Annotated in this window: 25 protein-coding genes; 8 read left to right on the top strand and 17 right to left on the bottom strand. The window is 54.2% G+C overall.

Annotated features, from left to right (window positions below; translation table 11 throughout):
* The first annotated feature begins 225 nt into the window (after positions 1-225).
* The 5 genes from TW80_RS14350 to TW80_RS14330 all read left to right on the top strand — a co-directional run bounded on the left by TW80_RS14350 (position 226) and on the right by TW80_RS14330 (position 5,336).
* Positions 226-1,467: an ABC transporter substrate-binding protein gene (locus tag TW80_RS14350; RefSeq protein ID WP_045998108.1), complete on the top strand. Its 1,242-nt coding sequence runs from the start codon at positions 226-228 to the stop codon at positions 1,465-1,467.
* 81 nt (positions 1,468-1,548) lie between these two features.
* On the top strand, positions 1,549-2,418 hold the full coding sequence (locus tag TW80_RS14345; RefSeq protein ID WP_045998107.1) for a carbohydrate ABC transporter permease: 870 nt from the start codon (positions 1,549-1,551) through the stop codon (positions 2,416-2,418).
* A complete protein-coding gene (locus TW80_RS14340) occupies positions 2,411-3,310 on the top strand; it encodes a carbohydrate ABC transporter permease (RefSeq protein ID WP_045998106.1) in 900 nt (299 codons plus the stop codon). The genes TW80_RS14345 and TW80_RS14340 overlap by 8 nt, the downstream gene beginning before the upstream one ends.
* Before the next feature lie 5 nt (positions 3,311-3,315).
* Complete coding sequence (locus TW80_RS14335) at positions 3,316-4,413, top strand: ABC transporter ATP-binding protein (protein ID WP_045998105.1); 1,098 nt, start codon at positions 3,316-3,318, stop codon at positions 4,411-4,413.
* Between the two features lie 2 nt (positions 4,414-4,415).
* Complete coding sequence (locus tag TW80_RS14330) at positions 4,416-5,336, top strand: glucokinase (RefSeq protein WP_045998104.1); 921 nt, start codon at positions 4,416-4,418, stop codon at positions 5,334-5,336.
* A gap of 6 nt (positions 5,337-5,342) precedes the next feature.
* Here the strand turns inward: TW80_RS14330 and TW80_RS14325 are convergent, their stop codons facing one another.
* The 9 genes from TW80_RS14325 to TW80_RS14290 all read right to left on the bottom strand — a co-directional run bounded on the left by TW80_RS14325 (position 5,343) and on the right by TW80_RS14290 (position 12,802).
* On the bottom strand, positions 5,343-6,533 hold the full coding sequence (locus TW80_RS14325) for a PQQ-dependent sugar dehydrogenase (protein ID WP_045998209.1): 1,191 nt from the start codon (positions 6,531-6,533) through the stop codon (positions 5,343-5,345).
* A gap of 85 nt (positions 6,534-6,618) precedes the next feature.
* The gene (locus TW80_RS14320) at positions 6,619-7,155 is read right to left on the bottom strand and encodes a DUF1007 family protein (protein WP_162197181.1); all 537 of its coding nucleotides are present in this window, start codon (positions 7,153-7,155) and stop codon (positions 6,619-6,621) included.
* Positions 7,156-7,160: 5 nt separating this feature from the next.
* Positions 7,161-8,252 carry a DUF3500 domain-containing protein gene (locus tag TW80_RS14315; RefSeq protein ID WP_052701004.1) on the bottom strand — a complete coding sequence of 364 codons (1,092 nt, stop codon included), beginning with the start codon at positions 8,250-8,252 and terminating at the stop codon, positions 7,161-7,163.
* 23 nt (positions 8,253-8,275) lie between these two features.
* Complete coding sequence (locus tag TW80_RS14310) at positions 8,276-9,250, bottom strand: endonuclease/exonuclease/phosphatase family protein (RefSeq protein ID WP_239450557.1); 975 nt, start codon at positions 9,248-9,250, stop codon at positions 8,276-8,278.
* A 5-nt stretch (positions 9,251-9,255) separates the two neighbouring features.
* Entirely contained in the window at positions 9,256-9,402 is a 147-nt protein-coding gene (locus tag TW80_RS18150) for a hypothetical protein (RefSeq protein ID WP_157033287.1), read from the bottom strand.
* Between the two features lie 30 nt (positions 9,403-9,432).
* Positions 9,433-9,627 (bottom strand): hypothetical protein, encoded by a 195-nt coding sequence (locus TW80_RS14305; RefSeq protein ID WP_157033286.1) that lies wholly within the window; start codon positions 9,625-9,627, stop codon positions 9,433-9,435.
* A gap of 89 nt (positions 9,628-9,716) precedes the next feature.
* Positions 9,717-11,048 carry a sensor histidine kinase gene (locus tag TW80_RS14300; RefSeq protein ID WP_052701003.1) on the bottom strand — a complete coding sequence of 444 codons (1,332 nt, stop codon included), beginning with the start codon at positions 11,046-11,048 and terminating at the stop codon, positions 9,717-9,719.
* Positions 11,029-11,709 carry a response regulator transcription factor gene (locus TW80_RS14295; protein ID WP_045998101.1) on the bottom strand — a complete coding sequence of 227 codons (681 nt, stop codon included), beginning with the start codon at positions 11,707-11,709 and terminating at the stop codon, positions 11,029-11,031. Before TW80_RS14295 ends, TW80_RS14300 begins: the two co-directional genes overlap by 20 nt.
* 76 nt (positions 11,710-11,785) lie before the next feature.
* Positions 11,786-12,802, bottom strand: coding sequence for a zinc-dependent alcohol dehydrogenase family protein (locus tag TW80_RS14290; RefSeq protein ID WP_045998100.1), 1,017 nt, complete (start codon positions 12,800-12,802; stop codon positions 11,786-11,788).
* A gap of 157 nt (positions 12,803-12,959) precedes the next feature.
* On the opposite strand from TW80_RS14290, the gene TW80_RS14285 reads away from it, so the two are divergent.
* On the top strand, positions 12,960-13,871 hold the full coding sequence (locus tag TW80_RS14285) for a LysR family transcriptional regulator (RefSeq protein WP_045998099.1): 912 nt from the start codon (positions 12,960-12,962) through the stop codon (positions 13,869-13,871).
* 36 nt (positions 13,872-13,907) lie between these two features.
* Here the strand turns inward: TW80_RS14285 and nqrF are convergent, their stop codons facing one another.
* From nqrF to TW80_RS14255, 6 genes are read right to left on the bottom strand one after another with little or no spacing between them, the layout of a single operon-like run.
* Complete coding sequence (gene nqrF, locus TW80_RS14280) at positions 13,908-15,131, bottom strand: NADH:ubiquinone reductase (Na(+)-transporting) subunit F (protein ID WP_045998098.1); 1,224 nt, start codon at positions 15,129-15,131, stop codon at positions 13,908-13,910.
* A 13-nt stretch (positions 15,132-15,144) separates the two neighbouring features.
* Positions 15,145-15,753, bottom strand: a complete 609-nt coding sequence (nqrE, locus tag TW80_RS14275) for an NADH:ubiquinone reductase (Na(+)-transporting) subunit E (RefSeq protein WP_045998097.1) — start codon at positions 15,751-15,753, stop codon at positions 15,145-15,147.
* Positions 15,753-16,406, bottom strand: coding sequence for an NADH:ubiquinone reductase (Na(+)-transporting) subunit D (locus TW80_RS14270; protein WP_045998096.1), 654 nt, complete (start codon positions 16,404-16,406; stop codon positions 15,753-15,755). Before TW80_RS14270 ends, nqrE begins: the two co-directional genes overlap by 1 nt.
* Entirely contained in the window at positions 16,406-17,227 is an 822-nt protein-coding gene (locus tag TW80_RS14265; RefSeq protein WP_045998095.1) for a Na(+)-translocating NADH-quinone reductase subunit C, read from the bottom strand. The genes TW80_RS14270 and TW80_RS14265 overlap by 1 nt, the downstream gene beginning before the upstream one ends.
* Positions 17,220-18,419 carry an NADH:ubiquinone reductase (Na(+)-transporting) subunit B gene (locus TW80_RS14260; protein ID WP_045998094.1) on the bottom strand — a complete coding sequence of 400 codons (1,200 nt, stop codon included), beginning with the start codon at positions 18,417-18,419 and terminating at the stop codon, positions 17,220-17,222. Before TW80_RS14260 ends, TW80_RS14265 begins: the two co-directional genes overlap by 8 nt.
* A 3-nt stretch (positions 18,420-18,422) precedes the next feature.
* Positions 18,423-19,763, bottom strand: coding sequence for a Na(+)-translocating NADH-quinone reductase subunit A (locus TW80_RS14255; RefSeq protein WP_045998093.1), 1,341 nt, complete (start codon positions 19,761-19,763; stop codon positions 18,423-18,425).
* A 201-nt stretch (positions 19,764-19,964) separates the two neighbouring features.
* Here TW80_RS14255 and TW80_RS14250 point away from each other — a divergent pair, with 201 nt between their 5' ends.
* Positions 19,965-20,999, top strand: a complete 1,035-nt coding sequence (locus TW80_RS14250) for an FAD:protein FMN transferase (RefSeq protein ID WP_045998092.1) — start codon at positions 19,965-19,967, stop codon at positions 20,997-20,999.
* Positions 21,000-21,020: 21 nt separating this feature from the next.
* Positions 21,021-21,266: a (Na+)-NQR maturation NqrM gene (nqrM, locus tag TW80_RS14245; protein WP_045998091.1), complete on the top strand. Its 246-nt coding sequence runs from the start codon at positions 21,021-21,023 to the stop codon at positions 21,264-21,266.
* 17 nt (positions 21,267-21,283) lie between these two features.
* Here the strand turns inward: nqrM and TW80_RS18310 are convergent, their stop codons facing one another.
* Positions 21,284-21,460: a hypothetical protein gene (locus TW80_RS18310; RefSeq protein ID WP_204218508.1), complete on the bottom strand. Its 177-nt coding sequence runs from the start codon at positions 21,458-21,460 to the stop codon at positions 21,284-21,286.
* Between the two features lie 101 nt (positions 21,461-21,561).
* Complete coding sequence (locus tag TW80_RS14240; RefSeq protein WP_045998090.1) at positions 21,562-22,302, bottom strand: phosphoadenylyl-sulfate reductase; 741 nt, start codon at positions 22,300-22,302, stop codon at positions 21,562-21,564.
* Positions 22,303-22,590: the final 288 nt, after the last annotated feature.

Below are 22,590 nucleotides of genomic sequence, written 5' to 3'. Positions count from 1 at the left end.
CGCACAGAAACTTTACAGGTTTGCCATGGTCTCTTGGCATCTCATGTGGCCTTGAATGTAACAACATGCAACAATTTCAATGCTTATGTAACACACCGTAACAGAGCTGACATAAATCTTGCGTGTTGGGGCTGAAACGGCAATTTGGCCTGTTGAACCCGCACCATTTATTGCGCTCTTTGGGGTCGCACAACGATTTGGGTGTGCTTTTGGGAGGAACCAGAGATGAAAAAATCCGTATACGCGGTATCCGCATTCGCACTTTGTGTTGCAGGCGCAGTTCACGCTGAGCCACAAGCAGAAGTGCTGCACTACTGGACATCCGGTGGCGAAGCAAAATCTGTCGCCGTTCTGCAAGAAGAGTTCGCTGCAAACGGCGGTACTTGGACAGATATGCCAGTTGCTGGTGGCGGTGGCGATGCGGCCGGTACAGCGCTGCGCGCACGTGTACTGTCTGGCAACGCGCCTACAGCGGCGCAAATTAAAGGCCCTGCAATTCAGGAATGGTACGAAGAAGGCGTTCTGGCCGATATTTCTGCTGTTGCAGAAGAAAACGGTTGGGCTGACGTTCTGCCTGCGTCCATCGCAAGCCACATGCAGTGTGAAGGCACATGGTGTGCAGCACCTGTAAACGTTCACCGCGTTGACTGGATCTGGGCGAACGCTGACGTATTGGCAGCGAACGACATTACCATGCCAACAACTTGGGAAGAGTTCAACGCAGCCGCAGAAAAACTGCAAGCTGCTGGCATCATCCCACTGGCCCACGGTGGTCAGGCTTGGCAAGACGCGACTGTCTTCGAAGCTGTTGCACTTGGCCTGCTGGGACCAGACGGTTTCCGCAAAGCATTCGTCGAGCTAGATCAGGACGCACTGACATCAGACGAAATGATCGCAGTATTTGATCAGATGCGCGTTCTGCGTGGCTATGTTGATCCAAACTTCCCCGGCCGTGACTGGAACCTGGCAACAGCGATGGTCATGAACGGCGAAGCAGCGTTCCAAGTTATGGGTGACTGGGCAAAAGGCGAATTCCTTGCCGCTGGCAAAACACCAGGCGAAGACTTCCTTTGCGCGTCAACACCTGGCGAAGGCTTCCTGTACAACGTAGACAGCTTTGCAATGTTCGACGTTGACGGTGACGACAAAAAAGCTGGCCAAGCACTGCTGGCCGAGTTGATCGTTGGTACAAAGTTCCAAGAAGTGTTCAACCTGAACAAAGGTTCGATCCCTGCACGTGTTGACGTTGCGCTGGACGCTTTTGACAGCTGTGCCGTTCTGTCTGCTGAAGATATGAACGCATCAAGCGAAGGTGGCTCACTGCTGCCAAGCTATGCCCACGGCATGGCGCTGCGCGGTGCGCAGTCTGGTGCGATCACCGACGTTGTGACTTCGCACTTCAACTCTGACATGAGCTCTGAAGAAGCTGTCCAACAGCTTGCTTCTGCTGTGTTGAACAGCCTCTAAGGCACTTTCGTCACAACATGCTAAACTAACCCTGTCGCCCAGTTTTGGGCGGCAGGTTCTCAAAACGCGCGAGGGTTCAGGATGCAATTCCTAGAGCGAAATCTACCAAAAATCATGTTGGCTCCGTCCTTTGTCGCGATCCTCATTTTCGTTTACGGGTTTATCGCCTGGACGGGATGGGTGTCGTTGACCCGGTCGCGGCTAATGCCACGTTACGAAATAGACGGATTGATCCAGTATCAACGTCTGTTTGATTCACTGCGGTGGGACACCGCATTTGGCAACCTATTCCTATTTGGGGCCTTGTTTATCGGGATTTCGATGATTCTTGGGCTCGTTCTGGCGATCTTTTTGGATCAGAACATTCGCGCCGAAGGGGCTATTCGGACGATCTATCTCTATCCGATGGCGCTTTCGATGATCGTGACCGGGACTGCTTGGAAATGGATCCTGAACCCGGGGCTGGGTCTAGAGGCGATGGTCAGAAGCTGGGGTTACGAAGACTTCACTTTTGACTGGCTCGTGAACTCTGACATGGCGATCTATACAATCGTCATCGCCGCAATCTGGCAAAGCTCTGGCTTTGTGATGGCGCTGTTCCTTGCTGGTTTGCGGTCTGTGGATGGCGAAATCATCAAAGCGGCGCAGATCGACGGTATCCCAACATGGCGCGTTTATTCGGCTATTATCATTCCCTCTATGGCGCCAATCTTTTTGTCAGCTTTCATCGTACTTGCACACCTCGCGATCAAAAGCTTTGACCTCGTTATCGCGCTTACCGGCGGTGGGCCGGGTTTTGCGACCGATCTACCCGCGACCTATATGTTCTCGATGGCGTTCTCGCGCGGTGACATTGGTCAGGCGGCTAGCTCTGCGATGGTCATGATGGGCGTCGTCTTTGCGATTGTCGTTCCGTACCTCTACTCAGAATTGCGAGCAAAAAATGACTGATACTGCTATCGCTTATAGCCCCGCACGTAGCCAAGGACAGATTATGAAACTCGTATTGCGTTGGTTGCTCTATGTGCTGCTGATCACCTTTGCGCTGTTCTATCTCGCGCCGCTTTTTGTGATGTTGACCACATCACTCAAAACCCTCGAGGAAATCCGCACCGGTGATCTTATCTCTCTCCCGCGAGAGGTCACGTTTGATGCATGGCGCACGGCATGGTCCGGGGCATGTACCGGTATCCAATGCGAAGGCGTCCGCCCGTTCTTTTGGAACTCTGTGCTGATTGCCTTTCCGGCTGTGATCTTGTCGACGCTGATCGGCGCGATGAACGGTTATGTTGTCGCCCAGTGGCAGTTCAAAGGCGCGAATATCTTCTTTGCTTTGCTCTTGTTCGGTTGCTTTATCCCATTCCAAGTTGTCCTGCTGCCGATGGCACGGATGCTGGGGCTGATGGGGATTGCTGGCACTATTCCAGGGCTCATCTTTGTCCACGTGGTCTATGGTCTTGGTTTCACGACATTGTTCTTCCGGAACTACTATGTCTCGATCCCGAGCGAATTGGTCAAAGCTGCAAAAGTCGACGGGGCAGGGTTCTTTCGGATCTTTTGGTCGATCTTCTTGCCGCTGTCGTTGCCGATTATCGTGGTCACCGTCATCTGGCAGTTCACACAAATCTGGAACGACTTCTTGTTCGGCGTTTCGTTTTCCCAAGCGGGCACGCAGCCTGTGACTGTCGCACTTAACAACATTGTAAACTCCACCACTGGCGTCAAAGAATACAACGTAGATATGGCCGCCGCGATTATCGCCGCACTGCCTACGCTGATTGTTTACGTCATCGCTGGTAAATACTTCGTCCGCGGGCTGACCGCTGGCTCCGTGAAAGGGTAAATCCAATGGCACCTATTCTTGATATCAAAGGGCTATACAAAAACTATGGATCTGCTGAGATCCTCAAAGACATCAACGTGTCGATTGAACAAGGCGATTTCCTTGTTCTGGTTGGCCCATCCGGTTGTGGTAAATCAACGTTGTTGAACTGTATCGCGGGACTAGAGCCGATCTCGGGCGGTACGCTGAGCATCGGCGGGCAGGACATGGCAGATGTCAGCCCCAAGGATCGCGACATCGCAATGGTGTTCCAATCCTACGCGCTCTACCCCACCATGACAGTTGCCAAGAACATCACCTTTGGCATGAAGGTGCGTGGCATTGATCAGGCGGTTCAGGACGAAAAGCTGGCCCGCGTGGCAGAGCAGCTTCAGATTAAGCCGTTGTTGAACCGCAAGCCGAGCCAGCTCTCGGGTGGTCAGCGTCAACGTGTTGCTATGGGCCGCGCATTGGTCCGCGATCCAAAGCTGTTCTTGTTCGACGAACCGCTGTCAAACCTCGACGCTAAATTGCGTGTTGAAATGCGGACTGAAATCAAGGCGCTGCACCAAAACCTTGGTGCGACAATGGTTTACGTGACTCACGACCAGATCGAAGCCATGACATTGGCAACCAAGATCGTGGTCATGAAAGGCGGCGTAATTCAGCAAATCGGTTCGCCCGCTGAAATCTATAACCGTCCGGCGAACATGTTCGTTGCTGACTTTATGGGTAGCCCTGCAATGAACCTGATCCCTGCCAAGGCCAAAGCAAACGGCACGGGCAGCTACATTGAAATCGCTGGCTCGAACGGTGAAAACATTGTTCTCAAGGACGAAAGCGCGACAAACCTGCCGTCTGATGTGATCATTGGCGTCCGCCCCGAGGATATCCTCGAGGAAGGAATGCGCGCCGGTAAGTCACTGCAAAAGGCCGAATGCCACGTCGAAATGGTTGAACCAGCAGGCGCTGACACCTTTGTTGGGATCAAACTCGGCGGAAAACCTGTCACAGCCCGTCTGGGCGCCGAAACTAAGGCCCAAGCAGGTAAACCGCTTGAGCTGGCGTTTGATTTGGCCAAAGTCTCTTACTTTGAGCCGCAAACCGGCGAGCGTCTGGGCTAACCATGTTGCTGGTCGCTGATATCGGCGGAACAAATGCGCGCGTCGCAAGGGTCAAGGATGGCGAAACCGCGCCATCCGATACCTGTAGTTTCGTCAATGCAGAGTACACCTGTCTTGAGGATGTGATCTGCGATTACCTGAATGCATTTCCGACGGCCGCGATCGAAAAGATCGTTGTGGCGGTTGCTGGGCCGGTTCAGGCGAATGTTGGGCGGCTAACCAACCTCAATTGGGTTGTTGACGGTGGGCATTTGTCGGAACGCTTTGGCGGGGCAAAGGTTGTCGTCATCAATGATCTGACTGCCTTGGGGTATTCTGCGTTGCAGTTGTCTGCCGCGCAGCTTCAGCCGATTGGCGAACAGAAACACCATCACATTACTGACGGTCAGGCGCTGGTTGTCGGTATTGGGACCGGCTTTAACGTCAGCCCTGTGATTGCCAATAACGGCACCACAATTTGCCCCCCGGTCGAGGCTGGACACATGAGCCTACCGCTGCGGGTGGCACGTGCGCTTGATGCGCTCACACCGGGGTTGGCTGCGAATTTCGATACTGTCGAAGACCTGTTTTCGGGCAAAGGCCGCCGCAAGTTTCTTAGCCTGCGCACGGGAACTGATGTACCACGCGCAACACCTCACATTCAGCGCAAAGGCGCGCCAGATAACGCAGGTTTTGACGCGGCGCTCGATGAATACGCTGCTTTGATTGGGCATTTGCTACAGGATCTGAAAACCACATATCTGCCCCTTGCCGGGATATATTTGGCAGGTGGCGTCGCGCGAAGTTCTCTTATTGACGAACGGGCGGCCCGTTGTCTTGATACCTATGATGCGGCGGGCCAGTTTGTGCAGTCAAAAATCCCGCTGTGGATCATCAACGAAGATGCAGCCGCACTCGTTGGATGCCGGGCATTGGCGGCTTAGGCTGGGTTAGTTTCCCGGCGTCAGCCGTATCAACGCCCCGTTATCTGCGTCGACCAACACCATAACAGCGCCGTCATCCGCGATATCAACGTCACGGATGCGGCCCATCCCTTGCAGATATCGCGCTTCGCCAGTGACGCGATCTTGGTCCAGTTCAAGCCGGACAAGCGCACGCCCAGCCAACCCGCCGATAAGCGCGCTGCCATTCCATTCCGGGAAAAGATCACCGCTATAAAAAACCATGCCCGAAGGCGCGATCACCGGATCCCAGTAATAGATGGGTTGTTCCATGCCGTCTTGGGCTGTGATGTCATCGCCAATGGGCCGTCCGCTATAGCCTTCGCCATAGCTAATCACGGGCCAGCCATAATTCTTGCCGGGCTCCGGCCGGTTCAATTCATCGCCGCCGCGTGGCCCATGTTCAACGGTCCAAAGCACCCCATTTGGATCAAGTGCGGCTGCCTGAATATTGCGATGCCCGTATGACCATATCTCGGGCTGACCGCCTGCGATCTCTGGATTTCCGTCCGCCGCACCACCCATCGGGTTAATCCGAATGACCTTGCCGAGATGGGTTGATACGTCTTGGGCCAGTTCGCGCGCCGCCGGAACAGAGCGTTCGCCCGTTGTGACAAATAATGCGCCCTGCGGGTCAAACACCAACCGTGATCCAAAATGCAGCCGCGAATTCCATGCGGGTTCTTGGCGAAAGATGACAGTGACGTCGGTCATCGTGGCGCGATCTTTTGATAGAACACCTGTCGCAACCGCCGTTGTGTTGCTGGCAAATCCACGCGGTTCTGCGTAGCTCCACCAAACGCGTTGTGTCTGTGCAAAATCATCGGCCACTACCACATCCAACAGCCCGCCCTGACGGCGGGCAGAGACCTCTGGTAGGCCTACGATTGGTGCAGAGGTTTCCCCAGTGGGCGATACGATCCGCAAATAGCCAGGGCGTTCAGTCACCAGCCAACTACCGTCCGGCAATTGATCCATACCCCAAGGGTGGTTCAACCCCTCTGTTATGGTTTCGCGAATAAGCGTTATGTCATCTTGGATGATGGGTGCGCGGGTCTGACCGGCGACTGCAGGTTCCTGCCCGGTGGCATTCGGCGGGGCCGCGTTAAAATCTTGTGCCACGACAACACCGGGCAAAATGGCAAAGCTGGCGATAGTCCAAAACGCGCGCAAATTCATGACGACCCCCTTGATAAAACGGCGATCACACCAATCGCCGCTATCTAGGACTATGACTGCCAAGCGGGCTTGATATCAACGATCCTTAGCTCGGATAGTTGAAACCAAGCGTCACTTTATTGTGGGTTGCGCGGTCAATTTGCAGATCTTGCAAGGTCACCTGCCAATGGCGTTCAAGATAGGGCTGCACGTACCAATCATGGGCAATCGTTTCGTAATTGATTGCAAAGCTCACGTTTGATGGTTGCGCCGTGAACTGGCCGGTATCAGTGCTCGCGCGGATGACGATCTGGCCTAATCCGGCCACTGTCTGCGCCATCTCGGACACGGTCGCCGCTGTCAGGTTTAGCGACACGGGCGCGCCATCAATCAACAATTCAGTCGCGTCGATCACGCCCTGAGCAAATTGATTGACCTCGGTGGCAGAGATTTGGCCGTCCCCATTTTGGTCAATCATCGCCCAAACATCTGCGCCTGCTTCGATTGATGGGACAATGATTGCCTCGACCATCACACGGTCTTGGGCCAGCGTCAAAGCAACCTGTTGATCGACTTGCGTATGTGGGTGCGCCCAAAGAGCGCCCCCGCTAAGCGTGAACAAGCCGCCTAAAATCCAATTCATCGGCTTCATTGTGCGGAAATCCATGCTGAACCGTAGTCATTCAAAGGGTTGCGATACATGTTATGAGCGTGGTCAGTCGGGTCGCCATCCATATCTTGGGGGGCATATTCCATTACGATTGATGGGCCGGTAACGCGAAAATACGCAGCGCCAAGCGGCTGTTCTGGCCCCCACCAGCCAAAATATGTGTCGTCAATTTCGGCAGAAATGACATTCATTTCAGCGGCATAGTCGTCATCATTGATGAACCCCAGACGTGCGGCGATTACATCAATCAGCAATTGCTGTTGCTCGTCTGTCAGTTGATCGCCACGAATGCCTTCGTTTGCGACGACTGTGCCAAATTCACCCGGCCCGGTCAGTAGGTTAATTGCAGAGCTGCTAACCACAGCGGCGTCACGTTGCACGTCATCAAGGCTGTTCAGCAGTGTTTGCGCGGCTTGCAATTCTTGTTCTGTGATAAAGATATCTTCGCCGTCAAAACTGATCTTAAGCGGCTCACCTCCGGTCAACATTGGCGAAAACGACGCCTGCCCACCATAGAATGTTACGTTGATGGCAAGGTGGTGCCCCCCAAATTGCAACATCCACGGTTGATCTACGGAAGGCTCCGCTAGGAATGAAATGAAGTAATACTCATCCCCAAATTGCGGGTATTGGCCGGGGCCTTCATCGAATAACTCTTCAGCGGCAAGCTGATAGCGGATGTTATTCATCCCGTCGGGGCTCATGACTTCGGCCAATAGAGCATCCATTGCCGCGTTTTGCGCCTCGGTCAAGTTTCCACGCATCACGCCACCACGTTGAACGGGGCCGGTGGGAAAGTTGGACCAGTTCGCGCGCTGCAAGTTGTCGCCGAAATCATATAGGGCCAGCGCGCGCTCTTCGTCGGTTAGTGTGTTCAGAAACGCATTCGCGGCCTCCACGATCGCGGTCGTCTTGGCGTCGGTCGGTTGCGGATCAAAACTATCCTTGAGGGTGATTTCCACCGCCGGCGTTTGCAGCCCACCTTGGGCGCCACGGTTTACTTGGCTGTAAGCAAAGCCTGCAACAACGAGCGCTGCCACAGCAGTGCCTGCGAAAAGCATCTTTTTCATGATATATTCCTAGTTACTCTGAGTTATTTTTCAGCGGTGAGCTGGATATCCAGCAACACCGGATAGTGGTCGGTGGGCCAAACCCCCATAAAGGGCCGGCGCACCACAATTGGATCGTGGGCCATGACCGCCTGACCGCTCAGGCCAATGTGATCAATCGCGCCAAACAGGTTCAGCCCACGGTTAAAGTGAAAGCTCGCGCCCTTGACCGGGGCAAATGTGACACCCGTGTCCGCGATGATTTCCAGCGCGGTATCGCCTAGCCGTGCGTTAAGGTCGCCCATCACCAGCACAGTTTCACCTGCGTCAATCCACGGGCTGATCCGTTCAGCGACCAGAGCAACGGATTGCAGTCGATTGCTTCGGCTTGAGAAATCAGTGTGGATATTGACCACACGAAACACTTGGCCCGATTGCAGATCCGTAAACTGCGCCCAAGAGGTAAAGGCCGGATAAGACCCGTTAAAGGTGCGCGAATAGATCACGTCAGGCGTGTTCGAGAAAAAGAACCATCCCTGATCCGCCAGCGCGAGCCGATCTCTGCGATACAAGATTGGCTGCGTCGACGGAAACTCCGCTGGGTCACCGACGGCGGCGGCCGCATATGTCGGGTTGTTTTCCAGCAAATAATCAAGCGTCAGATTGAACTGATCCGCCTCGCGGCCTGAATGGGTTTCCATCTCTTGAAAGGCGACCAGATCAGCGTCGAGATATTGAAACGCTTGATTGAGAGGGGCTTTGCGCTGTTCCCAATGGGTCAGAGACCAAGGGCCTGTCGCCTGACGCGCTGCAATATAATGCACGTTATAGGTCGCAACGCGCAGGTCACGTGCAGCCGCAGGGAAAACCTGTGTATCACCCGAATTCCGATAGATCTGGATCAGGACAGCGGCCACAAACACGCCCCCCAGCCCAACCGATACCTTGATCAACGGGCGGATAAAACGCATCGGGCTTCGCCGGTTCAATGTTTGGTCTTGCTTTGGCTTCGTCGTCATCGTGGTCATTCCTGACATTGATCAAGGGGCACGCATTGCGCGATCTGCACTGGTGTTTGGCTTAAGGCTGTTTGACCAGTTGCCACCGCCGCGCCCGACAGGCTCAGCATGACTGCAACAAAGCTGATTGGCAAAAACTTGTCTTTGAACATGGCGGGACCTCGTTCAGGAATGCGCGATGATTACTCGGCAGAAGCGGTCTCTGCTTCTTCGCGGCTTTTCTTCCAAACCATCGCGGCCGTTCCGCCAACAACAAGTGACGCCGCACCAATCGCCAAGCCAAGCATGGTTAGCCCGAACAGGGCAACAACCGGGGCCAGCACCAATGCGACCAGTGCAGCACCAACGGTTTGAAGCGTTTCTTTAAAGTTTGTCATTTCCATATGCCTTCGATTTCTTTCGATGAGGCACATATGGACGGCCAAATTTACAAGTGCTTGGCGCGAAGTTTACATATTTGTAAGGTTCAGCTTTTTGGTGAAATGTCCCAGATCATTCGCACAAACAGCCCTGAATCGTGCTGTGGGGCTTTTGACAATTGAAACTCTGCGCCGTGGCGTGTTGCAATCGTATGAGCAAGCGAAAGACCCAGACCAGCCCCTTCGGTCGTGCGGCTGCGATCCAAACGATAAAGCGGTTCCACCACGCGTGCGTATTCATCAACGGGAATGCCGGGGCCGTTATCGGTTACACCTAAAATTCCCGGCTTTGCGATGATGGTAACGGTGCTGCCTTCTGGGGTGTGGCGTAGGGCGTTTTGGATGAGGTTTTGCAAGAACTGATTCAACAAAACAGGATCACCCACCACGGTTGCGTCGCTAATATCCGTTGTCAGGTGACGCCCTGAATCTTCGATCACAGGCGCATATGTTTCTGCGGTTCTCTGGGCGAGGGAGGAGATGTCGACTAGTTCGAACCGTTTCTCCAAGGCGCCGCTTTCCAGTTTAGACAGCCGTAGAAAAGCGTCAAAAATAGCGATTGCCTTGTCAGTTTGCTCAAGCGCGGCACCGATTTCGGCGCGTGGGTCGTTGTCAGTTAGCAACGCGGCCTCTAGGCGGATGCGCAGGCGCGTTAACGGCGTTTTGAGATCATGTGCGATATTCGCGGAAAAACCTTTGGCTTTTTCAAGTGCTGCGGCAATGCGTGTGATCGCCTCATCAACCTGATGCCCCAATTGGTCTAGGTCGTCGCGGTCGCTGGCAGGATTAACGCGCGCTGTTAGATCACCTTCGGCGGCGCGCGTCAGCACCTGCGTAATCTCAGATAGCCGCTGCTGTGATCGCCACCCAAGTACAAGGCCAAAGCTAAGCGCGACAACCAATGCGATCCACCCAACCGCAAACAATGTATCGGCGAGCACCTCGTCAAATACAGTAAGTTCGCCAACGTTTTGCCCCACAATCAGCCAGCCGCCCGACACCGGACCACCCAAAAACAACCAAGGTTCTTTGGGCTGTCCCCGCATGCGCCCGGAATCAGGTATCAATTCATCGTCAAAGAAAACGCCTGCACGCCCATAGTTTTGATCACCGCGCGACAATAGGCTGACACGCTCAAGCGAGGACAATTGCCCCAGTTCTGGATTAAATGTGCCGTCCGCGATGCTTTGCTGGATTTCGGCAAAACGCGCCTCGAGCCGCCCATCGACGCGGCGATCCATTGCATCGCGCGTTTCAAGCAGCGCAAAAAGCGCAGCCCCTGCCAACACGGCCAAAAAGATGACAGTCAGCAGCAAGGCCTGTCTGAGTGCGGAAAGCCGCCAGAGTGACCGAAATAGGCTACGCAGTTTCGATAACATAGCCTGCGCCACGGATTGTACGGATGATGGTATCGCCAAAAGGCCTTTCGATTTTTGCGCGTAAGCGGCTCATGTGGGTTTCAACGACACTGGTCGTTGGATCAAAATTCATATCCCAGACTTTTTCCAGCAGCATATTGCGGGTCTGAATACGGCCCTTGGCACGGATCAGCGCTTCGAGCAGGCGAAATTCCTTGCCGTTTAGATCAATCTCTTGTCCTTGGCGTTGGCAGGTTTGTTTGAGCAGGTCTAACGTAACATCGCCGGCGACCAACTTAGTGACTTCGGTCTCGGGGGTTGGGCTGCCACGCCGCCCTAGCACGGCAACCCGCGCTTCAAGCTCTGTCAGTGCAAATGGTTTCGATAGGTAGTCATCTGCGCCCGATTGTAGCCCCTCGACCCGGTCATCAATGTCCGACAGGGCGGTTAGAAACAGGGCAGGGGTCTGAACCTTTGCTGCACGAATTGATTTCAACACAGAAAGCCCATCAAGTCCGGGCACCATGCGGTCCAAGACCAAGACATCAAAATCGCGGGTGGTCGCAGCGATCAACGCATCTTTACCGTCTGTCACCCAATCAACCGTATGACCTGCACGGGTCAGGCCATCACGCACCCAAGCACCGATTTCGGCATCATCTTCGAGAACCATTACTTTCATGCCCCTATCCTAGCTAAGACGAGGGCAGAGTCGAACAGATATGCTGCGCCGCGCATGATACACGGCGCAAACCGGGTTAGACCCGCAGTAGGGTCTTGATCGCGCGGCGTTCATCCATTGCTTTGTAACCTTCTGCGACTTGTTCCAACGGCAATTCTAGGTCAAAGACTTTGCCGGGTGCGATGTCTCCGGCAAGCACTTTGTCCATCAGGTCCGGTAGATAGCGGCGCACCGGGGCGGGGCCGCCAAACAGCCGCTTTTGCGCAAAGAACAATCCTTCGCCAGTGAATGTAACCTCGTGCGGGACACCAACAAACCCGACCGCCCCACCGGGACGACACACACCAAGCGCCTGATCCATCGAATCCTGAAGTCCAACGCATTCCAGCACCGCATCCGCGCCAACACCGTTGGTGAGCTCAAGGACCTCGGCGATGCCTTCTTCGCCGCGGGTCTCGACGATATCGGTTGCCCCATATTCCAGCGCGAGTTGTTGCCGCGGTTTATGTCGGCTCATGGCGATAATGCGCTCTGCGCCTTGCAGTTTCGCGGACAAAACACCCATCAACCCGACCGCCCCGTCACCAACAACAACGGCTGTTGATCCAGCTTTGACACCCGCTGCTTCGGCAGCGTAGTAACCCGTGCCCAAGACGTCAGAGACCGCCAACATATGTGGAATTTGCTCGGGAGTTGGCATGTCTTGGGTCGCAACCAAAGTACCATCTGCCAGCGGCACCCGCGCGAATGGCGCTTGGGCGCCTGTCATGAATTCGCGCTGCTCGCATGAGGATGGAAAACCGAACTGGCAGTGTGGGCAACTATTGTCGGACAAGACAAAGGAGCCAACGACAAATTGGCCCGGCTTTACAGTTTTGACGTCTGCGCCAACTTCGACGACGACGCCACAGTATTCATGACCCATGTGCATTGGCTGCGTGAAATCACCGTGACCGCGATAGGGCCACAGGTCAGAACCACAGATACAAGTCGCCGAGAGCTGGATAATCGCATCGGTTGGTTTAAGGATAGAAGGGTCATCGACGGTATCAAACCTGACATCACCGGGACCGTGCATAACAGTCGCTTTCATTGCTTTCTCCTGAGATTGAAACGAAATGCAGATGTTTCTGAGGTAGGTGACAACCCTCCTTACGACTATGCCCCTATGGTTCATTGAACCAATGAACTGAATTCATATATTTATCGGAACGGGCTAGAATACGGTGGCTATTGCATAGGTTTCATGAATGAAAAGAGATGATTTCGCAGATCTAACCGTGTTCGTTGCCGTCGCCGAAGAGGGCAGCTTTACCCAAGCTGCGGTGCGGTTAGGCGTATCGCAATCAGCGGTCAGCCATACAATTCGTCGGCTCGAGGCATCTCTTGGTTTTCGATTGCTCAACCGGACGTCACGTAGCGTGTCCACAACGGAGATGGGTGAAAAGCTGTTGGCGACCTTGCGCCCCGGTTTATCGCAAATCGAGACCCGGATCGAAGAACTGCGCAGTTTGGGCGATAGCCCAAGTGGAATGATCAGACTGACAACTTCCATGACGGCTGCGCGACAGGTCTTGTGGCCGGTGATGACACGTCTGGTCAGCGATTACCCGGATATTCAGATTGACCTGAACACGAATGCGCGGCTCGCTGACTTGGCCGAAGGGCGATATGACGGTGCAATCCGACTTGCCGAGGCGGTGCCCGCTGATCTTATCTCGGTTCCAGTTGGACCCCCGATTGAGATGGCGGCAATCGGTTCACCCAGCTATTTCGCCAAGAAAGGCGTGCCACAAACCCCGGCTGATCTAGATAGCCATGACTGTATCACTATGCGCTTTGGTGTTGGGACGACGCCCTATGATTGGGAATTTGAAAAGGATGGCGTGGAACTGGTCAAACGGGTGACTGGTCCGTTTATCTTTAGCGAGGGCGACCTCTGTGTTGATGCCGCGCGCGCAGGTTATGGTATCGCCTTTGTCACACTGCCCGAAGTACAGGCCGAAATTGCGACTGGAACGTTGCAACGGGTCTTGGCGGATTGGTGCCCGCCCTTTGAGGGGCTTCATCTTTGCTATCTTAGTCGACGGCAAATGAGCCCAGCATTCCGGGTTTTGATTGATCGGTTGCGGGACCAATATCAGCGAACTTTGGCCAAATAAAAAAGAGCCCCGGAAGGGGCTCTTTTGGTGTTCGGATTAGCCGCCGAAGTCATCAAGCATGATGTCTTCACGATCGACGCCGAGATCAAGCAGCATGTTGATCACGGAAGAGTTCATGATGGGCGGACCACACATGTAGAATTCACAATCCTCTGGGTTCGGGTGATCCTTGAGGTATTCGTCATGCAGCACGTTGTGGATAAAGCCAGTGTAGCCTGTCCAATCATCCTCGGGCAGGGCATCGGACAGCGCGACGTGCCATGTAAAGTTCGGGAACTGTTTCGCCAGCTCGTCGAAATCCTCAACAAAGAACATCTCGCGTTTTGACCGCGCACCATACCAGAAGGTGATTTTGCGGTTGCGGTTTTCCAGACGCTTCAGTTGGTCAAAGATGTGGCTCCGCATTGGTGCCATACCCGCACCACCGCCGATAAATACCATTTCTTTTTCTGTCTCGCGGGCAAAGAATTCGCCGAACGGACCAGATATAGTCACCTTGTCACCCGGCTTCAGGTTAAAGATATACGAAGACATCTTGCCCGGCGGGATACCTTCTGAACCGGGTGGCGGCGAAGCCACACGCACGTTCAGCATGATCATCCCTTTTTCATCGGGGTAGTTCGCCATCGAATAAGCGCGTTCAACGGGTTCGTTCACGACAGATTCATACTGCCACAGGTTAAACTTGTCCCAATCTTCGCGGTACTCTTCCTCGACGTCAAATTCGGTGTATTTGACGTGGTGTGCAGGTGCCTCGATCTGGATGTAACCACCCGCACGGAAGTTCACGTCTTCGCCTTCGGGCAGGTCGAGGACCAGCGCCTTAATAAAGGTCGCGACGTTTTCGTTGGAACGCACGGTGCATTCCCACTTTTTCACGCCAAAGACTTCTTCGGGGACTTCGACTTCCATGTCTTGCTTTACTGCAACCTGACAGGAAAGACGGTCACCACACTTTGCCTCGCGCTTGGTGATGTGGCCCTGTTCGGTCGGCAGGATAGACCCGCCGCCAGAGTGAACACGCACACGACATTGCGCGCATGTACCGCCACCGCCGCAAGCAGATGGCACAAAGAGCTTTTGCTCGGCCAATGTTTGCAACAATTTACCCCCGGCGGGCACCGAAATGGTTTTCTCGCCGTTGATGGTGATATTTACGTTCCCGCTCGATACCAGCTTTGAACGCGCCGCCAAGATGATCGTGACGAGCGTGATAACAATCGCTGTGAACAGCAGGATTCCTAGGCCAAAGGTTGCCACTAGTTGTCTCCACTCATAGTTTCACGCCAGAGAACGACATGAAGGCCATGGCCATAAGACCAGCCGTGATAAAGGTGATACCTAGGCCCTGAAGGCCATCGGGAATGTCGGAGTATTTCAGCTTTTCGCGCACACCAGCCATAGCCGTGATGGCAAGCGCCCAGCCAAAGCCAGATGAAATCCCGTAGGTAACGGATTCTGCAAAGTCATAGCTGCGTTCCACCATGAACAGCGAACCGCCAAGGATCGCACAGTTCACCGTGATAAGCGGCAAGAACACCCCAAGCGCGTTGTAGAGCGGTGGGAAGTATTTATCGAGAACCATCTCAAGAATTTGGACCAGAGCCGCGATCACACCGATGTATGAAATCAGCCCGAGGAAGGTCAGATCGACCTCTTCGAAACCGGCCCAGCCCAACGCACCAGGCGCTAGCAGATAGGTGAGGATCAGGTTGTTGGCAGGCACAGTGATGGCCTGCACGATCATAACTGAAATCCCCAGCCCGATCGCGGTCGAGATCTTTTTGGAAACCGCGATAAAGGTACACATCCCCAAGAAGAAGGAGAGCGCGAGGTTTTCGACGAAAATTGCCTTAACGGCGAGTGAGAGCAAACCTTCCATTAGTGCGCATCCACGGTTTGAATTTTGAATTCACGCTCTTCGACTTGTTCAGGTTTCCATGTGCGGAAAGCCCAGATCAAAAGCCCGATGATAAAGAACGCAGAAGGGGGCAGCAGCAGCAGGCCATTTGGCACATACCAGCCACCGTTGTTGACAGTCGGCAAGATCGTGTAGCCCAACAGGCTGCCAGAGCCGAACAGTTCGCGGATGATACCAACCAGCATCAAGATCAGACCGTAGCCCAGACCGTTACCGATCCCGTCAACGAAGCTGTCCAGAGGTGGGTTTTTCATCGCAAAGGCTTCGGCGCGGCCCATAACAATACAGTTAGTAATGATCAGACCAACAAAGACCGAGAGCGTCTTGGAAATCTCAAAGGCGTAGGCCTTGAGCATCTGATCAACCAAGATCACCAATGACGCGATGATGACCATCTGTACGATAATCCGGATCGAACCCGGAATATGGTTACGGATCATCGAGATGAACATGGATGAAAATGCGGTCACGGTGGTCACCGCAATCGCCATCACCAATGCCACCTTCAGCGAAGATGTCACAGCCAGCGCTGAACAAATACCGAGCACCTGCAAGGTGATCGGGTTGTTGTCGACCATTGGGTCGATCAGCATTTCCCTACGTGTCTGTGCCATCAGAGTTCTCCTGCTTTGAGGTTCTCAAGGAAGGGCCCAAAGCCCGCTTCGCCCATCCAGAACCTGACCAGATTGTTGACGCCATTAGTGGTCAGCGTGGCGCCCGCAAGCGCATCAATATGATAGTCCGCACCAGCGGCCGGAACAGCCTTGGTGACGCTGATCTGCAGTTCACCGTTTTCGTCCATCAGACGCTTGCCGTTCCACAGTGCTTTCCAGCGTGGGTTATCGACTTCGGCGCCCAAACCGGGTGTTTCGGCGTGCTCGTAAAACTGCAAACCATAGATATCGTTGCCGTTTTCTTCGAGCGCAATGAAGCCGTACAGCGTGGACCAAAGCCCGTAGCCGTGGATTGGCAGGATCACCTTATCGAGGTCACCCGCATCGTCACGTAGCAGATAAACGGTGACAAATTCGCCCTGACGCACGATGCCAGCCGGATCATCATCAAGCGCAACCGAAGTAGCAGGGTCATCTGCCGCCGCACGATCATCAAATGTCGCCGGATCAAAGGCATCGGTGAATTCGCCGGTGCTTAGCTCAAGCACATGTGGTTCGAATGCGGCAAAGGATTCGATGACATCCGCCTCTGGATCATAAATCCCAGCAACTTGCAGAATGTTGATCTGCTTATCTTGCTGCGCGTTGATTTCTTGCAGCGGACGCAGGGAAACTGCGGCCGCCGACACGATCATCGACGCAATGAGACAAAGTGTGACCGCAACAAAGACTGTCTTGGGGACAGAGTCAGTCGGCAAAGCCAGAAATCGTCCGATGGGCCCTTTGGGCTGTTCTTGTGGAGTGTTTGTTTCTTCAGACATGACGTTTGGCCCTGCGACGAATATTCGCTTGAACAACAAAGTAGTCGATCAGTGGTGCGAATACGTTACCAAATAGAATTGCGAGCATCATTCCTTCGGGGAATGCGGGGTTAATGACGCGGATCATGACAACCATGAAACCAATCAGCGCCCCATAGATATAGCGGCCAGCATTGGTGTGCGAACCCGAGACAGGCTCTGTCACCATAAAGACCAGACCGAATGCGTAGCCACCAACAACCAAATGCCAGTACCAAGGCATTGCGAACATTGGGTTGGTGTCCGAACCGATGAGGTTCAGCAGCAGCGAGAAACCGATCATGCCGCCCATACAGCCAACAACCATCCGGTAGTTTGCGATTTTGGTGACCATCAGGAACGCCAAACCGATCAGCGCGGCAAGTGTTGAAGTCTCGCCCATGGAACCGGGGATAAAGCCGATAAAGCTGTCCCACCAGCTCATGCCTTGCGCGGCAAGCGCCTGATAGCCATCGGCAGCAGAAACAGCCAATGCGGTCGCGCCGGTGAAGCCATCAACGGGCACCCATACAGAGTCACCAGACAATTGCGCCGGATAAGCAAAGTACAAGAACGCACGCCCTGTCAGCGCCGGGTTCAAGAAGTTTTTGCCAGTACCGCCAAAGACTTCCTTGCCGATGACAACACCAAAGATAATCCCCAGTGCAACCTGCCAAAGCGGCGTTGTTGCAGGCATGATCAGTGCATAAAGCATTGAAGTCACAAGGAAACCTTCGTTGACTTCGTGGCGACGCACTGTGGCAAAGACCACCTCAAAGATACCACCAGCAACGAGGGTCGTGATGTAAATCGGCAAGAAATACATCATCCCATGCAAAATATTGGCGAGCGGGTTGTTGGGGTTAAACCCAATCCCCAGCGCGTCGATCACAGCCGCGCGCCATCCAGAGGCGCCGAAATCCGCAATCGCGTTGTTGGTTTGCAAGCCAACGTTATAGGTGCCGACCAAAATACATGGGATCGTCGCGAGCACCACATAGGTCATGATGCGCTTCATATCGACATAAGACCGTGCGTGCGGCGCAACCGTCGTGACAGTTTTCGGCGTGTAGATGAAGCTCTCGATCATTTCATAGATCGGGAAGAAACGCTCCCACTTACCGCCCTTTTCGAAATCCGGTTCTATCCGGTCAAAGAAATTTCGCAGCCCCATGGGTTAACCCTCTTTTTCGATGGTGGCCAGACAGTCGCGCAGCGCAAGTCCGTACTCATATTTTGCTGGGCAAGCAAAACCTGCGAGCCCCAGATCCTCTTCATCCAGCTCTAGCGCGCCAAGTGCCTGCGCCTGATCCGTATCCATCGTGATCAATGCCCGCAATAGCTGCGTGGGCAAATAATCTTGGGGCATCAGGGTTTCGAATGTGCCGGTTGGCACCATTGCGCGGCGTCCACCGTTCAGGTTCGACGTCAGCGGGAATTTACGGCGCGACAATGCGGAACCCAGCACAGGCTGTACCGCGTATTTGTCGACCATGGGCCGGATCCAACCCATTGGGATTTGCTTGCGGTCTTCTTCGATCAAGGTGATCTGACGCGCATAGCGCCCAAGATAACCGCTTGGGCCATCGCCCATTCGCCCGCTCAGCACAGAGCCAGAAATCATACGAACCGGCAGATCGGCTGGCAAATCGCCCGCAGCCAGTTCAGCCATTGAGGCACCAACTACGGTACGCACCAAACGTGGATCAGCGCAAACTGGGCCAGCCAAGGCGACAACCCGCGACGCATCATAGGTGCCGGTTTGCATCAAGCGGCCAATTGCAATGACGTCTTGGTATCCGATGGTCCAGACCACTTTTTCGCCGTGGATCGGCTCAAGAAAGTGAATGTGCGTGCCAGCAAGACCAGCAGGGTGGGGGCCAGAGAAAGCAGCCGCCTCGACCCCAGCAACATCGCCACCAGGAATTTCGGCACCGTCAGCGTGACAGAGGTATGTTTTGCCTTCGGTCAGCAGTGTGATTGCGCTCAGACCTGCAACAAATGCGTCTGACTGTTCGCTGATAATTGGCTGCGGATCAGCAGCCAGCGGGTCAGTGTCGATTGCCGTTACAAAAATTGCGGCTGGTCGCGCGTCAGAGGCGGGCACCTTGGAATAAGGCCGCGTCCGGAACGAAGTCCACAGACCCGCCGCGCATAGGCGCTCGGCCAGACCATCGGCGGTCTTCGCATCACCAACATTTGAAAAGTCGATGGGGTCGCCTTCGCTGGTAATTTCGATTTCGACGCTGATCAGTTTGCGACGGGCGCCGCGTGTGATCGTCTTGATTTGGCCTGCAACAGGCGAAACAATTTGCACCTCTGGCGTGTCTTTGTGCGCCATAATCGGCGTACCTGCGACAACAGCGTCGCCTTCTTCTACAGCAAGACGCGGTTTAATGCCGATGTAGTCATCGCCAAGAATCGCTACTGTCTTTACGGATGATGCAGATTCTATTTCGGGTCGTGGCTCGCCTGCAATTGAGATGTTCAGACCTTTATGTAGTGCAAATCGTTGCAATGCTTACCTCGTCGGGACTGTTTCTCGCCTTCCGCTTGTGCAAATGCAGCATGCAGTCGCGGAATTTGTGAAAAGTTAAGTGTGTCGCTTCATTTCGCCGTGGATAACCGAGGAAAAATTTGTTGAAAAGGCATTAATAGTCGCATGGCACATACTGTTTTGTCATGTTAGAGAGCAGCCGATCGAAAATTGAGGTGAATTGTGTCCCAGTCAGTCAAATTATCGCGTCGTAGCTTTATGCTAGTGCCGCTCGCCCTTGCCGCATGTAAGCCGGGCGAATCGCTTTTGAAGGTGTCCGGCCGGACAATGGGCACCACTTACAACGTCGCAATCGCGGATGCGCCGCGCTTTGTGTCGCAGTCAGATGTAAGCGCTGCGATTGAAGGCGCGCTGGCGACAGTCAACCAGCAGATGTCAAACTGGGATGCCGATTCGGAAATCTCGCGTTTCAACGCACAGCAAAGCACTGCGCCACAGCAGATTTCGCCAGAACTGGCTGAGGTCATGACCGCTGCCGAAGAAGTTCACCTCGCGAGTGGCGGTCGTTTTGATACAACGCTCGGCCCAGTTATCGAACTATGGGGCTTTGGCGCAGACGATCACCAGCTGACGACCCCATCCGACCAAGAGCTGCTGGCCGCCCAAGCAAAATCCGGTCACGCGAACACCTTGCGCGTTGCACCCGGCGAACTGCAAAAGACCCAAGCAGACGCTAACGTCTATCTGGCGGCGATCGGCAAAGGTTACGGCGCTGACCTTGTGGGTCGTGCGCTCGAACAGCTTGGCGTTCAGAACTACATGATCGAAATCGGCGGTGACCTTTATGCATCTGGTCACAATGCTGATGGCGCGGCATGGCAGATTGGCATCGAAACACCTGATGCGCATGCGCGCGGTGTGTTGGAAATCGTACCCGTTTCAAACGTGGGTCTGGCGTCTTCGGGCGATTACCGGAACTTCTTTGAGCAAGACGGCCAGCGTTATTCGCACCTGATTGATCCGCGCACTGGTCGCCCTGTGACGCATAACACTGCTGCGACAACTGTGATCGCCGAAAATGCGATGCTGGCAGATGCCTGGGCAACGGCGTTCCACATCATCGGCCAAGAAGAAGGTCTACAGCTTGCTGAAGAGCTGGGTCTTGCTGTTCTGTTCACAGAGCGTCACGCAAATGCGAACACGCACGGCTTTACAACCACGGCAAGTTCGCGTTTCACCGCACTGACACAGGTTTAACCTAGATAAAGAGCACCTCTGATGGCGACGTTTTTTCTGACTTTCGGTTTGTTGATGATCATCATGCTGGGCATGGCGACCGGAGTGATCATGATGGGACGTACCATCAAAGGTAGCTGTGGTGGTCTCAATGCCATTGCGGATGCGGATCAATGTCTTGTTTGTAACAAGGATATTGATCCCGACAGCCCATTGCGTGAACGTCTGGCTTGTCCCCGCGCGCGCAAAATGCTCGAACGCGCCGGCCTTGATGAGGTTACTGATTAATCAATTTATCCCGCTTGTTAACCGAGCGGGATAAATGCCACGGTCAATAGCGCGGATGCCGCGATCAGACCGTATAGCCAAAGCTTCCACTTTGGCCCTTCGGATTTCCATACACTGCGATAACGATGTCCGCCCCAACAGCCGAGAACAAAGATTACTGTGGCGAGGGTCGGGGATAATGTCAGATCAGCCAAGGCGCATTCCTACAGAGGTTTGCGCTGATATCCGCATTTCATGAAGTTTTGGCAAGAGCAGCCAACACCGCATGTGCGGTGTCAGCGCGAGCGCTAGCCCTTTAGTTTTGCTCCAGATGCAGACCGCATTCGCGACCCTGCCCAAAGAAACGTGTGTCTTCTTCGCGCATACCATCTTCGAGACGGCGTGTCGTGTGGGTGTCACCGACGCTGACGTACCCTTGTTCCCACAGGGGGTGATACGGCAGGTCGTGTTCCTTAAGGTACATGTGCACGTCACGATTGGTCCAATCCACGATTGGGTGGAACTTGACGCGGCCATGCTGGAATTCGAGAATCTTACGGTCTGCACGGCTGTCAGCCTGCACACGGCGCAATCCGCTGTACCAAGTTCCGGCACCAACGTTGCCCATTGCGCGCTGCATGGGTTCAACTTTGTTGATGGTGTTATACTTTTTCAGGCCTTCTTCGCCTTGATCCCACAGTTGCCCAAAACGCGCTTCTTGCCAGGCTGGGCTCATTTCTGCGCGGTAGACGTGCAGGTTCAGGTTCAGCCGCTCGGTCAGCTCATCAACGAAACGATAGGTTTCGGGGAAAAGATAACCGGTATCGAACAGCAGCACAGGAATCTCTGGCAACTGTGTCGTCATCATGTGCAACATTACCGCCGACTGAATGCCAAAGCTGGACGACACAACGTGATCGCGTGGCAAGTTTTCCAAAGCCCATTCGATCCGTGCGGTTGCAGACTGATGCTCGAGCCATTCATTGGCGGCGGAAAACACCTTTGGTCCATTTGACGCTGGGCTAGTCTCTGTTTTTTGGGCAGCTTGAGTTGTCATTTCATTGCACTTTATTTTAGGTCAGCTGTGAAATTTCCGTTCACCACTACGGTTTAACGTTGATCTCTCTGCGGGCGACGCGGTTGCCAAACCGGTCAAGACGTTGGCGGTTTATGTTTGGTGTCCAACGGGATCTGGCCCCGCCGTTCACCTGATATGGGTAATGTAGAGCAAGGGCGCCAGAGATTCTCAATACATCTGGCCCACTTAAGGACGAACGTGACGCGTTTAACGCAAATCAAGAAACTGGCATTCTTGATATCGTCGTTCAGGGTGAACAATGTTTGG

The organism is Loktanella sp. S4079, from assembly GCF_000967725.1.
In the GTDB taxonomy this organism is placed as follows: domain Bacteria; phylum Pseudomonadota; class Alphaproteobacteria; order Rhodobacterales; family Rhodobacteraceae; genus Yoonia.
Note: the sequence above shows the minus strand (reverse complement) of the source record. Positions and strands in the feature narration are given on the sequence as shown.